General features: G+C 65.7%; 17 protein-coding genes and 1 tRNA gene. 11 read left to right on the forward strand and 7 right to left on the reverse strand.

The features are described 5' to 3' along the window. Window positions 1–49 precede the first annotated feature (49 nt). From ACQY80_RS10780 to ACQY80_RS10795, 4 genes are all read right to left on the reverse strand, one after another. A complete protein-coding gene (locus ACQY80_RS10780; RefSeq protein ID WP_428679194.1) occupies window positions 50–391 on the reverse strand; it encodes an accessory factor UbiK family protein in 342 nt (113 codons plus the stop codon). Window positions 392–425: 34 nt separating this feature from the next. Further along, a complete protein-coding gene (locus ACQY80_RS10785; protein WP_428679197.1) occupies window positions 426–977 on the reverse strand; it encodes a TspO/MBR family protein in 552 nt (183 codons plus the stop codon). A gap of 61 nt (window positions 978–1,038) precedes the next feature. Further along, window positions 1,039–1,779 carry a TlyA family RNA methyltransferase gene (locus ACQY80_RS10790; RefSeq protein WP_428679199.1) on the reverse strand — a complete coding sequence of 247 codons (741 nt, stop codon included), beginning with the start codon at window positions 1,777–1,779 and terminating at the stop codon, window positions 1,039–1,041. After that, window positions 1,779–3,821 carry a protein-disulfide reductase DsbD family protein gene (locus tag ACQY80_RS10795; protein ID WP_428679202.1) on the reverse strand — a complete coding sequence of 681 codons (2,043 nt, stop codon included), beginning with the start codon at window positions 3,819–3,821 and terminating at the stop codon, window positions 1,779–1,781. The genes ACQY80_RS10790 and ACQY80_RS10795 overlap by 1 nt, the downstream gene beginning before the upstream one ends. Window positions 3,822–3,918: 97 nt before the next feature. Between ACQY80_RS10795 and ACQY80_RS10800 the strand changes: the two genes are divergently transcribed. Both ACQY80_RS10800 and proC read left to right on the forward strand, forming a co-directional pair. Continuing rightward, window positions 3,919–5,625, forward strand: a complete 1,707-nt coding sequence (locus ACQY80_RS10800) for an alkaline phosphatase family protein (RefSeq protein ID WP_428679205.1) — start codon at window positions 3,919–3,921, stop codon at window positions 5,623–5,625. A 19-nt stretch (window positions 5,626–5,644) separates the two neighbouring features. After that, entirely contained in the window at window positions 5,645–6,475 is an 831-nt protein-coding gene (gene proC / locus ACQY80_RS10805; RefSeq protein WP_428679207.1) for a pyrroline-5-carboxylate reductase, read from the forward strand. Window position 6,476: 1 nt separating this feature from the next. Here proC and ACQY80_RS10810 read toward each other — a convergent pair whose 3' ends face one another. Then, entirely contained in the window at window positions 6,477–6,986 is a 510-nt protein-coding gene (locus tag ACQY80_RS10810; RefSeq protein ID WP_428679210.1) for a MarR family winged helix-turn-helix transcriptional regulator, read from the reverse strand. Between the two features lie 89 nt (window positions 6,987–7,075). Here ACQY80_RS10810 and ACQY80_RS10815 point away from each other — a divergent pair, with 89 nt between their 5' ends. From ACQY80_RS10815 to ACQY80_RS10825, 3 genes are all read left to right on the forward strand, one after another. After that, complete coding sequence (locus ACQY80_RS10815) at window positions 7,076–8,161, forward strand: branched-chain amino acid aminotransferase (protein WP_428679213.1); 1,086 nt, start codon at window positions 7,076–7,078, stop codon at window positions 8,159–8,161. A 58-nt stretch (window positions 8,162–8,219) separates the two neighbouring features. Next, window positions 8,220–8,294: transfer RNA gene (locus ACQY80_RS10820), tRNA-Gln, on the forward strand. A 92-nt stretch (window positions 8,295–8,386) separates the two neighbouring features. Continuing rightward, complete coding sequence (locus ACQY80_RS10825; RefSeq protein ID WP_428679216.1) at window positions 8,387–9,163, forward strand: helix-turn-helix domain-containing protein; 777 nt, start codon at window positions 8,387–8,389, stop codon at window positions 9,161–9,163. Window positions 9,164–9,172: 9 nt separating this feature from the next. On the opposite strand, the gene ACQY80_RS10830 is transcribed toward ACQY80_RS10825, so the two are convergent. Further along, window positions 9,173–10,756 (reverse strand): Na+/H+ antiporter, encoded by a 1,584-nt coding sequence (locus ACQY80_RS10830; protein WP_428679218.1) that lies wholly within the window; start codon window positions 10,754–10,756, stop codon window positions 9,173–9,175. Between the two features lie 313 nt (window positions 10,757–11,069). Between ACQY80_RS10830 and ACQY80_RS10835 the strand changes: the two genes are divergently transcribed. From ACQY80_RS10835 to ACQY80_RS10845, 3 genes are all read left to right on the forward strand, one after another. Then, complete coding sequence (locus ACQY80_RS10835; protein WP_428679221.1) at window positions 11,070–11,846, forward strand: SDR family NAD(P)-dependent oxidoreductase; 777 nt, start codon at window positions 11,070–11,072, stop codon at window positions 11,844–11,846. Further along, window positions 11,843–12,634, forward strand: coding sequence for an enoyl-CoA hydratase/isomerase family protein (locus ACQY80_RS10840; protein WP_428679224.1), 792 nt, complete (start codon window positions 11,843–11,845; stop codon window positions 12,632–12,634). The genes ACQY80_RS10835 and ACQY80_RS10840 overlap by 4 nt, the downstream gene beginning before the upstream one ends. 145 nt (window positions 12,635–12,779) lie before the next feature. After that, window positions 12,780–14,567: an arylsulfatase gene (locus tag ACQY80_RS10845; protein WP_428679226.1), complete on the forward strand. Its 1,788-nt coding sequence runs from the start codon at window positions 12,780–12,782 to the stop codon at window positions 14,565–14,567. Here the strand turns inward: ACQY80_RS10845 and ACQY80_RS10850 are convergent. Next, on the reverse strand, window positions 14,564–15,157 hold the full coding sequence (locus ACQY80_RS10850) for a TetR/AcrR family transcriptional regulator (RefSeq protein ID WP_428679229.1): 594 nt from the start codon (window positions 15,155–15,157) through the stop codon (window positions 14,564–14,566). The two genes, ACQY80_RS10845 and ACQY80_RS10850, sit on opposite strands and share 4 nt — an antisense overlap. Before the next feature lie 277 nt (window positions 15,158–15,434). On the opposite strand from ACQY80_RS10850, the gene ACQY80_RS10855 reads away from it, so the two are divergent. From ACQY80_RS10855 to ACQY80_RS10865, 3 genes are read left to right on the forward strand one after another with little or no spacing between them, the layout of a single operon-like run. After that, the gene (locus tag ACQY80_RS10855; protein WP_428679231.1) at window positions 15,435–15,947 is read left to right on the forward strand and encodes a hypothetical protein; all 513 of its coding nucleotides are present in this window, start codon (window positions 15,435–15,437) and stop codon (window positions 15,945–15,947) included. Next, entirely contained in the window at window positions 15,944–17,578 is a 1,635-nt protein-coding gene (locus ACQY80_RS10860) for a sulfatase-like hydrolase/transferase (protein WP_428679234.1), read from the forward strand. The genes ACQY80_RS10855 and ACQY80_RS10860 overlap by 4 nt, the downstream gene beginning before the upstream one ends. A gap of 38 nt (window positions 17,579–17,616) precedes the next feature. Further along, complete coding sequence (locus ACQY80_RS10865) at window positions 17,617–18,621, forward strand: LacI family DNA-binding transcriptional regulator (protein WP_428679236.1); 1,005 nt, start codon at window positions 17,617–17,619, stop codon at window positions 18,619–18,621. Window positions 18,622–18,743 lie beyond the last annotated feature (122 nt).

Here is an 18,743-nt window from a genome sequence, read left to right on the forward strand (position 1 = left end):
TCCGCGTCCCGCCGCCTTCGGGGATCGTCCTGTGTATAAAGGTCCGGAATCAGGCCTTGGGTTTGCGCGTCGCAGGCTTTGTCGCCGGCTTTGCCGCTGCCTTCGGCGCGGCGGCGGGCTTCGCTGCAGCCTTCGGAGCCGGTGCGGGCTTCGAAACGCCTTCCAGCTTGTCGAGCCGCGCCTTCAGCGCTTCGGCTTCGGCGCGCGCCTTTGCAGCCATTTCCTTCACCGCCTCGAATTCCTCGCGGCTCACGAAATCCATCCGGCCGACGAATTCCTTCGCGCGCTCGCGCATGGCGCTTTCGGCCTCGCGGCCCGCACCCGCGACGGTTCCGGCGATGCCGTTGATCATCTTGGCCAGATCGTCGAAAATCCGGTTCTCGCTCTGCATGTCTCTTCCTTCCAGGGGGATAACCCCTTGCCCTTCAGCTTATTTGGGTGCTCGCGGCGGCGGGGACAAGGGTTTCGGCATTGGGATTGGCCTGATCGATCTGGAAATTCAGGAAAGCCGCGAAGCAGAGCCAGGCGATATAGGGCGCGAGCAGCCAGGCTGCGGCCTTGCGGATCGGCGCGAAGGCAAAGAAGGTCGCGACCGCCACCATCAGGATGAAGATGATCAGATAAAGCGCCGTCGTCACCTGATGGGCGCCGAAAAACAGCGGCGACCAGGCGAAATTGGCAATCAGCTGGACGAAGAAGAGCATCAGCGCAAAGCCGCGCCCCTTCGCGCCGCGCGCGTGCAGGACCATCGCGAGCGCCAGCCCCATCAGGATATAGAGGACGGTCCACGCGGCGCCGAACACCCATCCCGGCGGGACGATCGCGGGCAGGTCGAGCGCGGTGAACCAGCGATTGGAATAGCCGCTGTTCGACAGCAGTCCCATCAGGCTGCCGATCAGCACGATCGACGGCACGGTGACCATCGCCCATCGCCAATAGGACATGCGTAACTGGCCCGGCGTAGCGATCTCGGTCATGCGGATATGGTCCCTTTCGCGATTCTGCGGCGCACAGGTGTTGCGGCTGTTATTTCCCCCGTCAAGCGGCTCGCTTGCATGCGGCAATCAGAAATTCGACATTGCCTTCGGGTCCGGTGATCGGGCTTTCGACCGTTTCAACGACGCTCCAGCCGATCTGTTCCAGCCAGCCCGCAACTTCGGTGCAGACTCGCGCATGGACCGAGGGGTCGCGGACGACGCCCTTTTTGCCGACCTCGTGCCGTTCGGCCTCGAACTGCGGCTTGATCAGCGCGACCAGCCGCGCGCCGTCCTCCGCAAAGCCCATCGGCACCGGCAGCACCTTCGACAGCGCGATGAAGCTCGCGTCGCAGACGATCAGGTCGATCGGCTCGGGAATATGATCGGCGGTCAGGATGCGCGCGCTCGTCTGTTCGTGGACGATCACCCGATCGTCCTGCCGCAGCTTCCACGCGAGCTGATTGGTGCCCGAGTCCACCGCATAGACGCGTGCTGCGCCGCGGCTCAGCAGCACGTCCGTAAAACCGCCGGTCGACGACCCCACGTCGATGGCGACCGCGCCCGTCACGCCCCAGCCCAAATGTGTAAGCGCATGATCGAGCTTGATCCCGCCGCGCGACACCCACGGATGGTCGCGGCCCTTCACGCTGATCTCGGCATCCTCGGCGACCTGCTGCCCCGCCTTGTCGATCTTGCGGTCGCCGACGAAGGCGAGGCCCGCGAGGATCAGCGCCTGCGCGCGCGTCCGGCTTTCGGCGAGCCCGCGATCGACGAGCAGCTGGTCGGCGCGCTGCTTCGCCATCAGCCGCCCGCCTTTCCGGTGAGCAGGCCCGGGGTCAGGATCTGCGGCAGGATTTCAGGCTGCGCGGCGCCCGGTGCATACCAGAGATAGAGCGGCACGCTGTTGCGGCCATGCTCGGCGAGCGTTCGCGTGATGACAGGATCGCCGTTGGTCCAGTCGCCGACGAGGGTAATCACGCCCTTGTCCTTGAAGACCTCCTGCACCGCCTCGCGATGGATCGCGCCCGCCTCGTTCGCCTTGCACGACAGGCACCAGTCGGCGGTGAAATAGACGAAGACGGGCTTGCCGGTCGCGCGCGCCTTGGCGAGAGCAGCAGGGGAGAATATTTGCCCGTCGGAGGTAGCGCTTGTGGCGGACGTTGGCCTGTCGGCAAGCAGGACCGCATTGCTTCCATTTATATAAATCGCCCCTGTCGCTAGCAACATGAGGAGCCAACCTCCTTGCCTGCCCTTTTGATAATTCCCTAAGGCTTGAAAGGCGATGGTGCTAAATACAAGTGCCTGAAGCGCCGCTTTCCAACCGAGATCGTCCGCTTGGCGCCACAACAGCCAAGCCAAGCCAAGCGCGGTCAATCCCATCGGCACCGCCATCCACTTGCGGAATCGCTCCATCCATAGGCCCGGTTTGGGCAAGCGTTTGCGCAGCGCTGGGAGGAAGCCGATAGCGAGAAAAGGGAGCGCTAGCCCCAACCCCAATCCGCCGAAAATAGGCAGCGCAGCCCATCCAGGCAGCACGAGCGTGGCGCCAAGTGCCCCGCCAAGCAGTGGGCCACTGCAGGGTGTCGCAACGAATGCGGCCAACGCTCCGGTCCAGAATCCGCCCGCCGCACCGCCTTTTTGGGTCAACGCCTGCCCCCGCCCGAAAGACGGTAATTCATACATGCCAGCGAGGTTCAATGTTATCGCCAGAGCGAGCAGGAGCAGGACCAAAACGCTGACCGGATGCTGCAACTGGAACGCCCAGCCAATCTGTTCGCCTGCCGCGCGCAAGGCGAGTAGCGCGCCGCCGAGCAGCAAGGCGGTGAAGACCGCTCCCGCCGTGTAAGCGATGGCCTCCACCTTCGCATCGCGCGCGTCGCCGCCGGAACGCGCCAAGCTCAACGCCTTCAGGCTCAGGATGGGGAAAACGCACGGCATCAGGTTGAGGATCAGTCCGCCGAGGATCGCGCCGCCGAGCGCGGTCCAGAACAGCTCCATGTCGATCCCGCGCGCAGCGGTGACGATCGGCTGGCCTGAAAGGCGCACGGCTTCGGGTTCGAAGCGCACGGCCAGCCCGCGTCCGTCCGAGAGCTTGAGCAATCCCTGCACCGGCCCCGCCGCATCGCCCTTCACCTTGGTCTCGACGATGATCCAGTCGCCGTTGCGGCTGAAGCTCTGCGCGGCCGGATAATCGACGACATTCTGCGTTTCGAGGAACAGGTGCGGCGCATCAAGCGCCGTGCCATCGGGCAGCGGAACGCCGAAGCGTACCCTATCGCCCTTGCGCTCCCACGCGCCCGCGCGGTCGAGCGGCTGGGGCAGCTTTGCGCGCCAAGCATCGAAGCGTGCGCGTTCGGCCGGTGCGATCTTGCCGTCGCCCGCCTTCAACGCAACCGAGATCACCGCCTTTTCCGGGACGCACACCTTGTCGGTGCAGGCGAGCCAGTTGGCGATGCCGGTCAGCGTCAGGTCGGTTCCCGGCGCGACGCTCTTGTCCACCTGAACATCGGCCAGCAGCGCATAGGGATGTTCATAGACATGGTTCATCATGCCGAAGAGGGTGAGCGCTTCGGGCACCGGATAGCGGAAGGGGGTGACCGTGATCCCCTCGGGGGCGTTCCATTCGACCGACAGGCCGAACCCGGCGTCGCCGCCGTTCAGCCAATAGCCGTGCCAGCCCTTTTCGGGGGTCATCGACAGCGCGATCGCGGTTGCGCCGCCCGGTGCGGGTTTGGGCGATTCGGCGACCAGCTTTGCCGCGATGTGCGGCGCCTGCGCCCGGGCAGGGCTCAACGCCAACGCAAACAGCGCCAAAAGGGCCAATATCGCGCGCGAAACTGTCATGAAAACCTGTCTAGGCAATATCGTTATCCGCCCGCCGCCGTTCATCGTCTAAGGCTTGCCATATAGGCGGGTTTCGACGAGAGGACAGCCCGCGCTGATGCCCCCATCGGAGAAGCTGCCCGTGAAGATCAAATATCTCGCCACCGCCGCAAAACTCGCTTGCGCTGCCGCCCTTGCCGTCTCCGCCGCCGGACCGGTGGTCGCGCAAAATGCAGCCGCGCCCGCCGCGAAGGTCACCGCCGCGACCCCGGCGCCCAAGCTGGTCGTCGTGATCTCGGTCGACCAGTTTTCTGCGGACCTGTTCACCGAATATCGCAGCCACTTCACCGGCGGCCTCGCGCGGCTCGCCTCTGGCGTCGTTTTCCCGGCCGGCTATCAGTCGCACGCCGCGACCGAAACCTGCCCCGGCCATTCGACGATCCTGACCGGCAACCACCCGGCGCATACCGGCATCATCGCGAACAATTATTTCGACCTCTCGGCCGCACGCGACGACAAGAAGCTCTATTGCGCCGAGGACGAGACGGTGCCCAGCAGCAGCTCGAAGAAATATTCGGCGTCGATCAATCACCTGCTCGTCGCGACGCTCGGCGACTGGATGAAGGTCGCAAACCCGAAGGCGCAGGTCGTTTCGGTCGCGGGCAAGGACCGCGCCGCGATTATGATGGGCGGGCGAAAGGCCGACGAACTCGTCTGGCTCGTGCCGACCGGGCTCACCAGCTATCCCGGTGTCGCGCTGTCGCCGACCGCGCAGCAGGCGGGCACTGCGATCGCTGCTGCGATTGCCGCACCGCGTCCCCCGGTCGCGCTTCCCGCCGAGTGCGGCTCGCACGACATCGCGATCCCGATCGGCGACAAGGGAGCGACCGTCGGCACCGGCCGCTTCCAGCGCGACGGCGGCGACTTCCGCCGCTTCATGGCCTCGCCCGAAGCCGACGGCGCGGTGCTCGCTGCCGGCGCCGCGCTCCGTCAGGCGCGCAAGCTGGGTGAAGGCGATACCACCGACCTCCTGATCCTCGGCCTGTCGGCGACCGACTATGTCGGCCACAGCACCGGTACCGAAGGCAGCGAAATGTGCATGCAGATGCTCGCGCTCGACCGCGAGCTCGGCGATTTCTTTGCGCGGCTTGATGCGACCGGAATCGATTATGTCGTCGCACTGACCGCCGATCATGGCGGCCATGACCTGCCCGAACGCAACCGTCAGAACGCTTGGCCTGCCGCCGAGCGCGTCGACAAGGCGCTCGATCCCGATGCGATGGGAAAGGCAGCGGCCGAAAAGCTCGGTCTGTCGCAGCCCTTGCTCTATGGCGACGGCCCGTTCGGCGACATGTATCTGTCAAAGGCGCTCACTCCGGCGCAGCGCAAGGCCGCACTCGCCGATCTCGTCGCGCGCTACCGCGCGCATCCGCAGGTCGAGGCGGTGGTGACCGGCGAGGAACTGGCGAAATATCCGATCTCGAAGCGTTCGCCCGACGTCTGGAATCTGATGGACAAGCTGCGGGCCTCCTACAATCCGCAGCGTTCGGGCGATTTCATCGTCGTGCTGAAACCGCGCGTGACGCCGATCCCCGAATCGGGCCTCGGCTATGTCGCGACGCACGGATCGGTCTGGGACTATGATCGCCGCGTGCCGATCCTGTTCTGGCGCAAGGGGCTCACCGGCTTTGAACAACCGAACGCCGTGATGACGGTGGACATTTTGCCGACGCTCGCGTCGGTGATCGGCGTACCGCTCGATATGAACAAGATCGACGGACGCTGCCTCGACCTGCTCTCGGGCCCCGAGAGCAGTTGTCGATAGACGAGAAGAAAAAGGGACGATGACAAAGACTTTGCGAACTTTCGCTGGCCGGCTGCTGCTGGTCGGGTGCGGCAATATGGCGGGCGCGATGCTCGATCGCTGGCTCGCCGCGGGGCTTGACCCGGCCGCGGTCGCGGTCGTCGATCCCTTGGCCGCGCCGCGCGAGGGGATTTCGCAATTCGCGTCGCTCGCCGAATGGAAGGATGCGGGCGGCAACGCGGACTGGATCATGCTCGGCATGAAACCGCAGCAGCTCGGCGAGGTCGCCGACGATCTGGCAGCGGTCGCGGGCGGCGACACGCACCTGTTGTCGATCCTCGCGGGCGTATCGCTCGCTGACCTTGCGCTGCGCTTTCCCGGGGCGAAGGCGCAGGTTCGCATCCTGCCGAACCTCGCGGCGCGCATCGGCGCCGGCGTGTCGGCGGTCGCCAGCCTCGGCGTCGCTGACGACGGCGCGGTCCAGTCGCTGCTGAAGCCGCTTGGCACTGTCGTCGCGCTTGCCGACGATACCACGATGGATCTCGTCACCGCCTTCACCGGCAGCGGCCCCGCGTTCGTTTTCCGCCTGATCGAGGCTTATGCGGCGGCGGGCGAACGCCTCGGCCTGTCGTCAGAGGATGCGCTGAAGCTTGCGACGGCGACCTTCGGCGGCTCGACCGCGCTTCTCGCCGATAGCGGCGAAAAGCCGGGCACGCTGATCGCGCAGGTTGCGAGCAAGGGCGGTACGACCCAAGCCGGGCTCGATGTGCTCGACGAGGGCGGCCAGCTTGCGGCGCTATTCACCGGGGTCTTGCGCGCCGCGCGCGACCGCGGGCGGGAGCTCGCCGACATCGCGCGCGGCGAGGGCTAGCTCAGCTTTCGCTTCCCAGCTTGGAGACCCGCGCGCGATCGCCCGGCGTCATCAGCGCCTCGCTGACCTGCCAAAATCCGGTCACCGCCTGCTGACCCGCATGGGTATAGGCACGGCTCATCGCGTCGCGCAGCTGCTGAAAGATCGCGGCCTCGACCGCGCGGCCGGCGGGGGTCAGGCGCAGCTCCTTCTGTCGCCGGTCCCGGCCGCCCTGTCGCGTCGTCAGAAATTCGCGTGCCTCCAGCTCCTTCACCACCCGTCCCAGCGACTGTTTGGTGATCCCGAGCAGCCCGAGCAGGTCCGAAATCGTGATCCCCGGCGCGCGCGCGATGAAATAGAGGGCGCGATAATGCGCGCGGCCGAGCTCGTTTTCGGCCAGCCGCACGTCGATCGCGCGCCACAGGGCGCCATGCCCGAAAAACTGATATTCGATGCCGCGCCGGACCTCCTCTTCGCGCAAGAAAAGGGCAGAGGCGGCGGGAACTTGTGAAAGAAAATTTTCATTCGGCATAGTCGCTATCGTTGCGCCGAGCGCCTGCCTTTGGCAAGAGGCGCGCAGCTTTCACCCCCGAGTCACTCCCGAACAATAAGGGTTCTGTCATGCTTGCTCCCGCCTTCGCCCGCCTTCCGCACCCCAATCCGACGGCGGATGATGTACGCGCGGTGGCGATTGCTGATCCGGCCTTCGGGCGCGTCTTCACCGATCATATGGTGTCGATCACCTATAAGGAGGGGCTTGGCTGGCACGACGCGAAGGTCATGCCGCGCGGCCCGCTGTCGCTCGATCCGGCGACCGCCGTTCTCCATTATGCGCAGGAGATTTTCGAGGGACTGAAGGCCTATCGCCTCGACGACGGGTCGATGGCGCTGTTCCGTCCCGAAGCCAATGCCGCCCGCTTCAACGCGAGCGCACGGCGCATGGCAATGGCCGAGCTGCCCGAGGAGATGTTCATCGCCGCGGTCAGGGAAGCCGTCGCCGCCGACGCGCACTGGTTCCCGCCGGTCGACGGCGGCGCGCTGTATCTGCGTCCCTTCATGTTCGCGAGCGAGGTCTTCCTGGGCGTGAAGCCCGCGGCCGAATATCAGTTCCTCGTCATCACTTCGCCGGTCGGCAATTATTTCAAGTCGGGCGCGCCCGCGATCTCGCTCTGGGTGTCGGAGGATTATACCCGCGCCGCACCGGGCGGCACCGGCGCCGCGAAATGCGGCGGCAACTATGCCTCCAGCCTCGTCGCGCAGCGCGAGGCGATCGCCCAAGGTCACGACCAGGTCGTCTTCCTCGACGCTGCCGAGCATCGCTGGATCGAGGAACTGGGCGGCATGAACATGTTCTTCGTCTTCGACGACGGCAGCATCGTCACCCCGCCGCTGACCGGCACAATCCTGCCCGGCATCACGCGCGACGCGATCATCACGCTCGCGCGCGACGCGGGGCTGACGGTGCGCGAAGAACCCTATGCGATCGACCAGTGGCAGGCGGATGCCGAGAGCGGCAAGCTGACCGAAAGCTTTGCCTGCGGCACCGCCGCCGTGGTCACCCCGGTCGGCAAGGTTACGCGCGGCGAAACCAGCTTTACCATAGGCGCCGGCGGCCCGGGACAGGTCACCGAAATGCTCAAGGGCAAGCTCGTCGATATCCAGCGCGGCCGCGCAGCGGACCCGCACGGCTGGGTCACGCGACTCTGAGCCCACGCGCCTTGCATTAGGCGTCGCCGCGTTCTAGAGCGCGCGTCGCACCGGCCGTTGGGGCGTCGCCAAGCGGTAAGGCAGCGGCTTTTGATGCCGCCATGCGCAGGTTCGAATCCTGCCGCCCCAGCCAGCCGGTCACAGCCGCCGATACAGAATTGGGTCGCGATTGCGGCACGGCGCGGTTAGGCTGCGCTGGGCCATGGCATCGGGTGAGCGGATCGAATGAAGGGCAAACGCGCGGTCATCGTTTCGGCCGAGTTCACGAGCTTCGTCGGCCGTGGACCCTGCAGCGCCGCGCATCTGCCGCCCGACGCGCTGATCCTCGGCTTCGGCGACATCGGCGAGCCTGCGGTGAGCGTGCTCGATTTCGCCGACCTGTCGGACGACGCAAGCGGCGAACTGCTCGTCTTCGCGATCAGCCGCAGCGCCTGCGTGCGCCTTTTCGATCTTGTGCCCCGCACGGGCGGCCGCTGGTATCTGCCCGCCGATCTGCGCGGGCTGGGCCGCGCGGTGGTTGCGGTCGAGGGGGAAGGTGAGGCGGCAACGCTCCTCCGCATCGCCCGCAGCCTCGAACTGCTATGCCAGCTTTTCGCCGCGCTCGCCGCCGACCGGATGGTCGAGGTTCGCGGCGCGACGACGCTGGGCGAGGATGATATTGTGCGGGTCGCCGCCGCGCATCAGATCATTGCCGAACATTGGCGCGAGCGGCTGACAGTCGACGAGGTCGCGCGCCGCTGCGGCCTCGGCAAGGACAAGCTGACGCGGGGCTTTCGCGAACTCTATCGCTGTACGGTGGCCGAGGCGGTCAGCGCTCGGCGGCTCGAATCGGCGCGGCAGCTTCTGTCAGAAAGCGACCTGCCGATTTCCAGCATCGGCTACCGCTGCGGCTATCTCAGCAATGCGAGCTTCACCCGCGCCTTCGCTCGCCGGTTCGGTATGGCGCCGACCGAGATGCGGCGGCACGACGCGGCCGAACTGCGATCGTCGGTGAAACGCTGACGGCGGATTTCATTCGCCGCGCTGAAAGATCATCGCCATCTGTTCGATGTCGAGGTCGCGCTCCAGTTCGTGTAGCACCTCATCTTCGATCAGCCCGGCGCGGTGGATGCGGATCAGCTCTGCGCGGCTTGCCGCGATCGCCGCAATGACGATATCGAAGTGCGGGCGCAGATTATCCATTTCCGTCCCCGCATCCTGTTCATAGCGTTCCATGAACCGCATTCGCTTGCGCGCTTCTTCGAGCATATACGGATGGACCAGCGTGCCGTCCTCGTCATAGGCGCGCGCCTCGATCACCGTCATCCGCGCCCGCGCCATCGCGCCTTCCGCGGCCGCCATCGTCATTTTAGCCGGCGGGTCGGCATCGACCGGCCGGATGCGGCGGATCAGCCAGCCGAGGCTCGATCCCTGGATGACCACGGTCGCAAAGATCGCGGCGAAGGCGCAGATCAGCATCAGGTCGCGGCCGGGCATGTCGGCGGGCAGCGTCAGCGGCACCGCCAGCGTAACCACGCCGCGCATCCCGGCCCAGCTGAGAACGGTTGCCTGTCGCCAGCCGAGCGGCCGCGCCCGCTTTGCGCCCAGCCGGCGGCCAAGTTCGAGCAGCCCCTCGGCGGCGAATATCCAGACGAAGCGTGCGATGACGATCGTCAGCACGACGCCGACGATCATCTGGATCGTCGATGCCGGTATCGCGGCGATCCCCCCGAACCGCTCGATTGCGCCGCGCAGCGAGAAGCCGATCAGAACGAAGACGAAGGCTTCGAGGATGAAGACGAGCATCTGCCAGACCGAGTTGCCGACGAGCCTTGTGTCGGCGGACAGGACGACATGCTGGTACCAGCCAAGGACCAGGCCCGCGGCGACGGTCGCGATCACCCCCGACACATGCGCGGCTTCGCCCGCCAGATAGGCGACCCAGCACAGGGTGACATGCGCGATGACGACAAGGACGCGATCCTGCAGACGGCGCGTCACAAAGACCCACAATCGGCCCATTGCGGCGCCGACAACCGCACCGCCGATCGCGACAATGGTAAAGCTTTGCACCGCCTCGCCGACATGGAAGACGCCGCTCAGCGTCGCGGCGACGGCAAAGCGGAAAAGGATCAGGCCGGTGGCGTCGTTGAGCAGGCTTTCGCCTTCGAGCAGCGCGGTCACGCGCCGTGGCAGCGTGACGCCCTTGAGCACCGCGCGCGCCGACACGGCATCGGGCGGCGAGACGATCGCGCCCAGTGCGAAACAGGCGGCCCAGGGCAGGCCCGGCATGATCCAGTGCGCGACCACGCCGACCGCCAGCGTCGTGAACACCACCGCGCCGACCGCGAGCGACAGGATGCCCGGCAGGTGGCGCCGGAAACGGCCGAGCGCGGTGTAATAGGCGCCGTCCATCAGCAGCGGCGGCAGGAACAGTACCAGCGCAAGTTCGGGGTCGAGCGAGACGACCGGAAGGCCGGGAACGAAGGCGAGCGCGCCGCCGCCGACGAGCAGCGCGGTGGCCGGCGGCCAGCGCAGCTTGATGGCAAGCCAGTGCAGCCCGACGATGACCGCCAGCAGGACGAGTATCAGTTCAAAGGCCTGGACGGCATGCACCGCGTCAGGTCCGGTCGCGCGTGTTATCGAAGGATGATGTCATGGCGAGGCCCCTCCTGCCGATCGGGTCGCGCCGAAACTGGCGCGATTTTCCGCAGGAATCAATGGCGTCGGCAAATATCGGGAGAGGGCCTTTATCCCCCGCCCGCCGCACTTGGCGGCCGCGACGGGGGAACAGGTTGTGTGTGCACAAGAAGAACAATAGGTGAACAAATGTTCTTCGTCAACCCCAAGCCGTGCTTTTCCTCCTTCAGGTTGACGTTAACGTCAATTGGCGCCAATGCCGTTACGAAACAGCCGCAGGAGAGCAAGCATGGCCGCGCAACCCCAATTCGATCTGACCGGGCGAATTGCCCTCGTCACCGGCGCGTCGTCGGGGCTCGGGGCGGGCTTTGCAAGGATACTCGCTGCGTCGGGTGCGAAGGTCGTGCTCGCCGCGCGGCGTGCCGACAAGCTCGCCGAACAGGTCACGGCGATCGAGGCAGCGGGCGGTCAGGCGATCGCGGTCAGCATGGACGTGACCGACGAAGCATCGACCAAGGCGGCCTATGACGCTGCCGAAGCGGCGTTCGGCACCGTCGATACGATCGTCGCCAATGCCGGCGTCGCGACCGAGAAGATGGCGATGAGCCTGTCGGTCGACGATGTCGATTTTCTGCTCGCGGCGAACGTCCGCGGTGTGTTTCTGACCGCGACCGAAGGCGCGAAGCGGCTCGACGCTGCGGGTAGCCGCGAAAAACAGAACGGCCGCATCGTCCTGATCGGATCGATCACTGCCGACAAGGTGTTCCCCGCGACGTCGGTCTATGGCGCCACCAAGGCGGCAGTGCGCCACCTTGGCAAGGCGCTTGCGCGCGAATGGGCGCGGCGCGGGATCAGCGTCAATGTGATCCAGCCGGGCTATTTCGAATCCGAAATGACCGCCGAACTGTTCGACAGCGACGTCGGCGCGCAGATGGTGAAAAGCTTCCCGCGTCAGCGGATGCGGCCCGCGACCGACCTGCACGCGCCGCTGCTGCTGCTCTGCTCGGACGCCGCACAGGGCATCACGGGCAGCGTCATCACGATCGACGACGGACAGACGCTGTGAGTGGCGAACTGCTCGTCGAAGCGCGCGGTCCGGTCGAGATCGCGACGCTCAATCGCCCCGACCGGCTCAATGCGCTGAGCGTCGGGCTGGTTGACGAGCTCAACGACTATTTCGGCGGCCTCGCCGACCGCAAGGACGTGCGTGTCGTCATTCTGCGGGGTGCCGGGCGCGGCTTCTGCGCCGGGCTCGATATTCAGGAAGATCGCACAACCGACGAGACCGCGGTGCTGCGCACGCTGCGTACCCAGACGAGCATCGGCAATATCTATCGCAAGATGCGCGCGTGTCCGCAGCCGATCATCGCTCTCGGCCACGGCGCCGCGGCGGGTGGGGGGCTATCGCTGCTGCTCGCGTCCGACGTGCGCTATGGTACGCCGTCGTTCCGCTGCAACGCCGCCTATATCCGCATCGGGCTGGGCGGGTGCGACATGGCGTCGAGCTATTTCCTGCCGCGCCTCGTCGGTGCCAGCCTTGCGTCGGAGATGATCCTGACGGGCCGTTTCGTCGATGCCGACCGGGCGCTCCGCGCCGGGCTGATCAGCGAGATCGTTGAGGAAGAAGCCTTGCTCGACCGCGGCCTCGCGCTGGCGGACGAGATGCTGGCGACCGCACCCTGGGGTCTGCGGCTTTCGAAGCAGGCGCTCAACCTCAATATCGATGCCCAGAGTCTCGACGCCGCGATGGCGATCGAGGACCGGCAGCAGGTGATCCTGTCGGCAACCGAGGACCATAAGGAAGCGCTGGCCGCGTTCCTCGGAAAACGCGCGCCCGACTATAGCGAGCGATAGCTCCCCCGCCGTCTCATCTTGACTCTGCGATCTATTGGCATAACAAATGTCAAAATAATTGCAGGGGGAGATGGCGATGGCGGGTCGCTTGTGGGCCGGAGGGGTGCCGGGTCGCGGAAACCTGGCCCGGAACATGTTCGGGGATATGTTCCGGCGTTCGGCCTGCCTTGCTTCGATAGCCCTGCTCGCGGCGGCGCCGGCTGAAGCCAGCCAGGCGCCGCCGCGTCATCCCAATATCGTGATCCTGCTCGCCGACGACTGGGGTTTCAGCGACGTCGGCTCGTTCGGCAGCGAGATATCAACGCCGAACATCGACGCGCTCGCGCAGGCGGGGATGCGCTTTTCCAATTTCCATGTCGCGGGATCCTGCTCGCCGACCCGCGCGATGCTGCAGAGCGGGGTGATGAATCACCGTGCCGGGCTCGGCAACATGCCCGAGACGATCCCCGACGAACATCGCGGCAAGCCCGGGTACGACACGGTGATGAACCTGCGCGTCGTCACGATCGCGCAATTGCTGAAGGCGGCGGGCTATCGCACCTATCTGACCGGAAAATGGCATCTGGGGAGCGACGCGAAACGGCTTCCCGGCGCGCGCGGCTACGACCGTGCCTTCAGCCTTGCCGACGCCGGCGCCGACAATTTCGAGCAGCGCCCGATCGAGGGCATGTACGACACCGCCGCCTGGACCGAGAACGGCAAGCCTGCGACGCTGCCGAAGGACTATTATTCGTCGCACTTCGTGGTCCAGAAGATGATCGATTATATCGACGCCGACCGGGCGGGCGGTCAGCCCTTCCTTGCGTCGGTGAACTTCCTCGCCAATCATATCCCTGTGCAGGCGCCCGACAGCGACATTGCGCGTTACTCGGCGATGTATCGCGACGGATGGACCAGGCTGCGCGAAGCGCGGGCGAAACGTGCGATGGCGCTCGGCATCATGCCGGCGGGTACCGCGCTGGTCACGATGAAGACGACGCCCGACTGGGCGAAGCTCGATGCCGAGGAACGCGCCGCGGCCATCCGCGTGATGCAGGCCTATGGTGCGATGGCGACCGCGATGGACCGCGAGATCGGCCGGCTGGTCGCGCACCTCAAAGCGACCGGCGAGTATGAGAATACGATCTTCGTCTTTCTCTCGGACAATGGTGCCGAGCCGACGAACCCCTACAACCGGCTGCGCAACCGGCTGTTCCTGGGGATGCAATATGACACCTCGATCGCGAACATCGGCCGGCGCGGCAGCTTCAGTGCCGTCGGTCCCGGCTGGGCGAGCGCTTCCGCCTCGCCGTTGTCGGGCTACAAGTTCAGCGCGACCGAGGGTGGGCTCCGCGTCCCGCTGATCATCGCCTGGCCCGGCCATGCCGGGATCAGGGCGGGTGCGATCAACGACGGGCTGGCGCATGTCACCGACATATTGCCGACGCTGCTCGATCTTTCGGGCGTGCCCGGTCATGGCGGAACCTGGAACGGACGTCCCGTCGAGCGGCTTGCGGGGCGGAGCCTCGTGCCGATGCTCGCGGGTACCGAGGGCAGCGTCCATGGCGACGCGCCGCTTGGCTATGAACTGTCGGGCAATGCGGCGCTGTTCCGTGGCGATTACAAGCTCGTCCGCAATCTTGCGCCGACCGGTGACGGCACGTGGCGGCTATTCGATCTGAAGATGGATCCCGGCGAAACGAGCGACCTGTCGGCGACGATGCCCGATCGCTTCGCGGCGATGCGCGCCGACTACGCTGCCTTCGCGAGGGATAATGGCGTGCTCGAAATGCCCGTCGGCTACACCGCCGACGAACAGATCAACCTTTATGCGTGGCGGCAGCAGGGAAAGAAGCGCGCGATTCAGGCGGGTGTCGTGCTTGGCGGGGTCATTGTGTCGCTGGCGCTGATCTTCGCGGGGTGGCGCCGGCGGCGGAAACGGCAGCGCGTCTAGGCCGCGATCAGCGCCTCGATCATGTGCGCGACGACCGCGCCGGCATCCTCGACCGACAGCCCCTGATCCTGCCGGATCGCGCGCCAGTTCTGGAACGACAGCGTCGCGATCAGCGCCTCGACCCGATAGCGGTCGGCGGTCACGTCGGCGGGCAGCAGGCGCAGCACAAGATCGCGCTCCATCGTCACGACCTGCGCATATTGGCCCATCAGATAGGGCGACTGGAACCGCTTGACGTTCGCGGCGAGGCGGAAGGGCAGCATCGTCTCGAACACTCGCGCGCGGCGGCGGGTCAGGTCACGGATATTGGCGCGCCAGTCGGCGCTGTCATAAGGCGCGGTGATCGTCGGCCAGATGCGCTCGGCGACGGTCCGCGAAATCTCGCGATAGAGCGAGTCCATGTCGTCGAAATGGCGGAACACGGTGCGCAGCCCGACCCCGGCTTCCTCGGCGACGCGCGCCGCGCTCGGCATCAGGTCGCCGCCCTCGATCAGGTCCATCATCGCGGCAACGATACGCTTGTGGCTCGACCGGCTGCGCTCGCGCCGTCCGTCGACACGCTTGCCCTCTTCGGCGGCCGCGATCCCCATGTCTCCCTCCATATGCCTCCGCTGGCCCAGCTGGCGCCCCGCGTCAATGGTCCGGCTTAACCATCTTGCGCCTCGGGGAATATAATGACACATATAGTGCCATAATATGGATGGCAACGGCCGGGGTGGGGTTATGGGCGGTCAAGCGATGCTTTTGAGTGCGATATGGGGCGCCGCGCTCCTGGGTTGGGTTGGCTTCCTCTTTTTTTACGACGGACTCCGGCGTCCGCTTCGTGCGCGCGAGATCGACGATTTTCTCGCGACGCTTGGACCGCGCATGACCGAGACCGGAAATGATCTTGGCCGGTTGCGCGATTTTCTCGAAAGCGACGATGGGCGCGAGTTCGTGATGGTGAACCTCGTTCGCACTCGGCCTGGCCTGGTGACCGATCCAGCGAGCGGCGAGGCGCGCGAAGGGAGCGAATGGCTCCGCCGATATTCTGAACCCTTTGTGCGCGGCCTGATTGCACGCGGCGGGCACCCGCTTTTCGTCGGGCGCAAGATCGGCGGCTATATCGACGCGTGGAACACGCCTGCGGATCCGGGCTGGTCGCTCGCCGGGACGATGCGGTACCGCAGCCGCCGCGATCTCGTCCGGATGGCAACCGATCCAAGGTTTCGCGCCGCGCATCTCAACAAGACGCTGGGGATCGAGGCGACCTTCTCTTTCCCGACCCAGCGCCAGATCGCCTTTTACGCGAGTCCGCGTGTCATCATGGGCTTGACGCTCGCGCTTGCTGCGGCGCTCGGTCATATTCTGGTTCTGACTTTTGCGGGGGGGACGGCATGAAGAAAAGATGGGTGGCCCTCGGGGTTCTCGCCGCGCTGGGCGCAGGCGGTTATTGGGGCTTTCAGGCGAATAAATACCGCCTTCCGGGTATCATCCAGGACTGGCGCGACCCGGTGCAGCCCAACCGTCCGGTGGTCTGGCAGTCGGGGCCAGCGAAGGCGCCGGACGGAAAGCGGCCGCCGAACATCATCCTGATCGTCGCCGACGATCTCGGCTGGAACGACATCAGTCTCAATGGCGGCGGGGTCGCCGGCGGGATCGTCAAGACGCCGAACATCGACGCGCTCGCGCATCAGGGCATGAATTTCACCACCGCCTATGCCGCGAACGCGACCTGTTCGCCGTCGCGCGCAGCGATGATGACCGGACGCTATCCGACGCGCTTCGGCTTCGAATATACGGCGGTGCCCGTACAATTTGCCGAGAATCTGGCGCATGGGTCGGGCATCGGGCCGCTGAAGACGGTGTTCCACAAGGAGCTGATCACCGACGATATTCCCGACTATCCCGACATGGGCGTCCCCGCGAGCGAGGTGACGATTGCCGAGGCGGTGAAGGCGGCGGGCTATCACACGCTCCACATCGGCAAATGGCATCTGGGTGAGGCGCCGAAGCTGCAGCCGCAGGCGCAGGGCTTCGACGAAAGCCTCGCTATTCTGGCTGGCGGCGCGATGTTCCTGCCCGAGGATGATCCCGACACGGTCAATGCCAAGCTGCCGTGGGATCCGATCGACCGCTTCATCTGGGCGAACCTGCGCCACGCGGTGACCTTCAACGGCAGCACGCGTTTCCACCCCAAGGGGCACATGACCGACTATTTCGCCGACGAGGCGATCAAGGCGATCGACGCGAACAGGAACCGTCCTTTCTTCATGTACCTCGCCTTCAACGCGCCGCACACGCCGTTGCAGGCGACGAAGGAGGATTATGCGAAATTCCCCCAGATCAAGGATCACAAGACCCGCGTCTATGGTGCGATGATCGCTCAGCTCGACCGGCGGATCGGCGACGTGATGGCGAAGCTGAAAGAGGCAGGGATCGACGACAATACGCTCGTCATCTTCACCAGCGACAATGGCGGCGCCTGGTACAACGGCATCGCGGGGCTGAACGCGCCGTATCGCGGATGGAAGGCGACCTTCTTCGAGGGTGGTATCCGCACCCCCTTCTTCATGCGCTGGCCGGGGCACATTGCGCCAGACTCGCGCCGCGCCGACATCACCGGGCATCTCGACATCTTCGCGACGATCGCTGCCGCCGCGGGCGCGAAGCTGCCGGCCGACCGCATCATCGACAGCGAGAATATCCTCTCCGGTCCGGCGAAGCGGCAGGCGCTTTACTGGCGCTCGGGCGATTATCGTGCGGTGCGGATGGGCGACTGGAAATTGCAGGTGACGAAGCGCCCCGAAAAGGCGCGGCTCTACAATCTCGCCACTGATCCGACCGAACAGCGCGAACTGTCGGCAGCCGAGCCGCAGCGCGTCGCGCAGCTTCGCGCAATGATCGAGGCGCAGAACAAGGGCATGGCAAAGCCGATCTGGCCCGGGCTGATCGAAGGGCCGGTCCGCATCGATGTGCCGCTTAATACACCGTGGAAGGATGGGCAGGACTATATCTACTGGACCAACTGACTTGTGGAACCGCGCCGCCGCGCGTTAAGGGGGCGCCCATGGCAAGTGGCACCGGTTCCCGGGACGGCGGTAACGCGCGTCCGACGATGGCGGATATCGCCAAGGAACTGGGCGTTGCCAAGATCACCGTCTCGCGCGCCTTGTCGAACCATTCGACGGTCAAGGACAGCACGCGCAAGCTGATCCGCGAGACCGCCGAGCGCATGGGCTACCGGCTCAACATATCGGCGCGGAACTTGCGGCAGCGGCGGACGCGGACGATCGCGGTGGTCATCGAAATGGCGCCGTCGCACGACCGCCTGATGAGCGAGCCTTATCCGCTTTCGCTGCTCGGCGGCATCATGCAGGAACTGACTGCTGCAGGGCAGAATATGGTGCTGACGACGATCGATCTGTTCGCCGAGCACCCACCCTCGACCGATGGCGTCATCCTGCTGGGGCAGGGTGTCCATGACGACGCTGCCACGGCGGTCGAGGCGATGGGGCTGCCCTACGTGGTCTGGGGCGCTGCGCACGGACCGCCCGAGCGCATCGTCGTCGGCAGCGACAATCGCGCCGGGGGCCGGCTGGCTGCCGGCTATCTGGTCGAACGGGGACGGCGAAATCTGCTCTTCCTTGGCGAGACCCAGCATGGCGAGGTCGAGGACCGGTTGAACGGGTTCGAAGCCGGGCTGAAAGGGTCGCAGGCGGTGGTCGTCGACAAGATCGCCTGCGCCTTCACCACCTCGGCAGGGCGCGAGGCGGTCACCCGCTTGCTGGAGCGGGGCAAGGCCTTCGACGGCATCTTCGCCGCGAACGATGCAATCGCAATGGGCGCGGTCGAGGCCGTCGAGGCGCACGGGATGGCCGTGCCGGGCGACGTGTCGATCGTCGGCTTCGACGATTCCCCCGGCGCATCGATCTTCTCGCCGAAGCTGACCAGCGTCCGGCAGGACTGGGCGGTCGGCGGCGAACTGCTCGCACAAAAAGTGCTCGATCTCGTCGCCGGTCAGCCGGTCGAGTCGCGCGTCATGCCGGTCGAACTGGTCGTCCGCGAGAGCTGATTTCCCAATTGCAGAAAATCCCCGGATGAGGCCGGTCTATCACAAAATGGTATCGATATCTTGACATCGATACCATTTTGCGGGACATCGCATCCAGAAGCTGGGGCCGGTGAGCCTTGGCC

Origin of the sequence: Sphingopyxis sp. (assembly GCF_965279755.1) — a bacterium.
Taxonomy (GTDB): Bacteria; Pseudomonadota; Alphaproteobacteria; order Sphingomonadales; family Sphingomonadaceae; genus Sphingopyxis.

Excerpts from the sequence above, each read along its gene's own strand:
- ACQY80_RS10825 (WP_428679216.1), top strand. The coding sequence starts at position 8,387 with ATGAAGGGCAAACGCGCGGTCATCGTTTCGGCCGAGTTCACGAGCTTC.
- ACQY80_RS10860 (WP_428679234.1), top strand. The coding sequence starts at position 15,944 with ATGAAGAAAAGATGGGTGGCCCTCGGGGTTCTCGCCGCGCTGGGCGCA.
- ACQY80_RS10855 (WP_428679231.1), top strand. The coding sequence starts at position 15,435 with ATGACCGAGACCGGAAATGATCTTGGCCGGTTGCGCGATTTTCTCGAA.
- ACQY80_RS10790 (WP_428679199.1), bottom strand. The coding sequence starts at position 1,779 with ATGGCGAAGCAGCGCGCCGACCAGCTGCTCGTCGATCGCGGGCTCGCC.
- ACQY80_RS10835 (WP_428679221.1), top strand. The coding sequence starts at position 11,070 with ATGGCCGCGCAACCCCAATTCGATCTGACCGGGCGAATTGCCCTCGTC.
- ACQY80_RS10850 (WP_428679229.1), bottom strand. The coding sequence starts at position 15,157 with ATGGGGATCGCGGCCGCCGAAGAGGGCAAGCGTGTCGACGGACGGCGC.
- ACQY80_RS10785 (WP_428679197.1), bottom strand. The coding sequence starts at position 977 with ATGACCGAGATCGCTACGCCGGGCCAGTTACGCATGTCCTATTGGCGA.
- ACQY80_RS10815 (WP_428679213.1), top strand. The coding sequence starts at position 7,076 with ATGCTTGCTCCCGCCTTCGCCCGCCTTCCGCACCCCAATCCGACGGCG.
- proC (WP_428679207.1), top strand. The coding sequence starts at position 5,645 with ATGACAAAGACTTTGCGAACTTTCGCTGGCCGGCTGCTGCTGGTCGGG.
- ACQY80_RS10795 (WP_428679202.1), bottom strand. The coding sequence starts at position 3,821 with ATGACAGTTTCGCGCGCGATATTGGCCCTTTTGGCGCTGTTTGCGTTG.
- ACQY80_RS10865 (WP_428679236.1), top strand. The coding sequence starts at position 17,617 with ATGGCAAGTGGCACCGGTTCCCGGGACGGCGGTAACGCGCGTCCGACG.
- ACQY80_RS10800 (WP_428679205.1), top strand. The coding sequence starts at position 3,919 with ATGCCCCCATCGGAGAAGCTGCCCGTGAAGATCAAATATCTCGCCACC.
- ACQY80_RS10845 (WP_428679226.1), top strand. The coding sequence starts at position 12,780 with ATGTTCCGGCGTTCGGCCTGCCTTGCTTCGATAGCCCTGCTCGCGGCG.
- ACQY80_RS10780 (WP_428679194.1), bottom strand. The coding sequence starts at position 391 with ATGCAGAGCGAGAACCGGATTTTCGACGATCTGGCCAAGATGATCAAC.
- ACQY80_RS10810 (WP_428679210.1), bottom strand. The coding sequence starts at position 6,986 with ATGCCGAATGAAAATTTTCTTTCACAAGTTCCCGCCGCCTCTGCCCTT.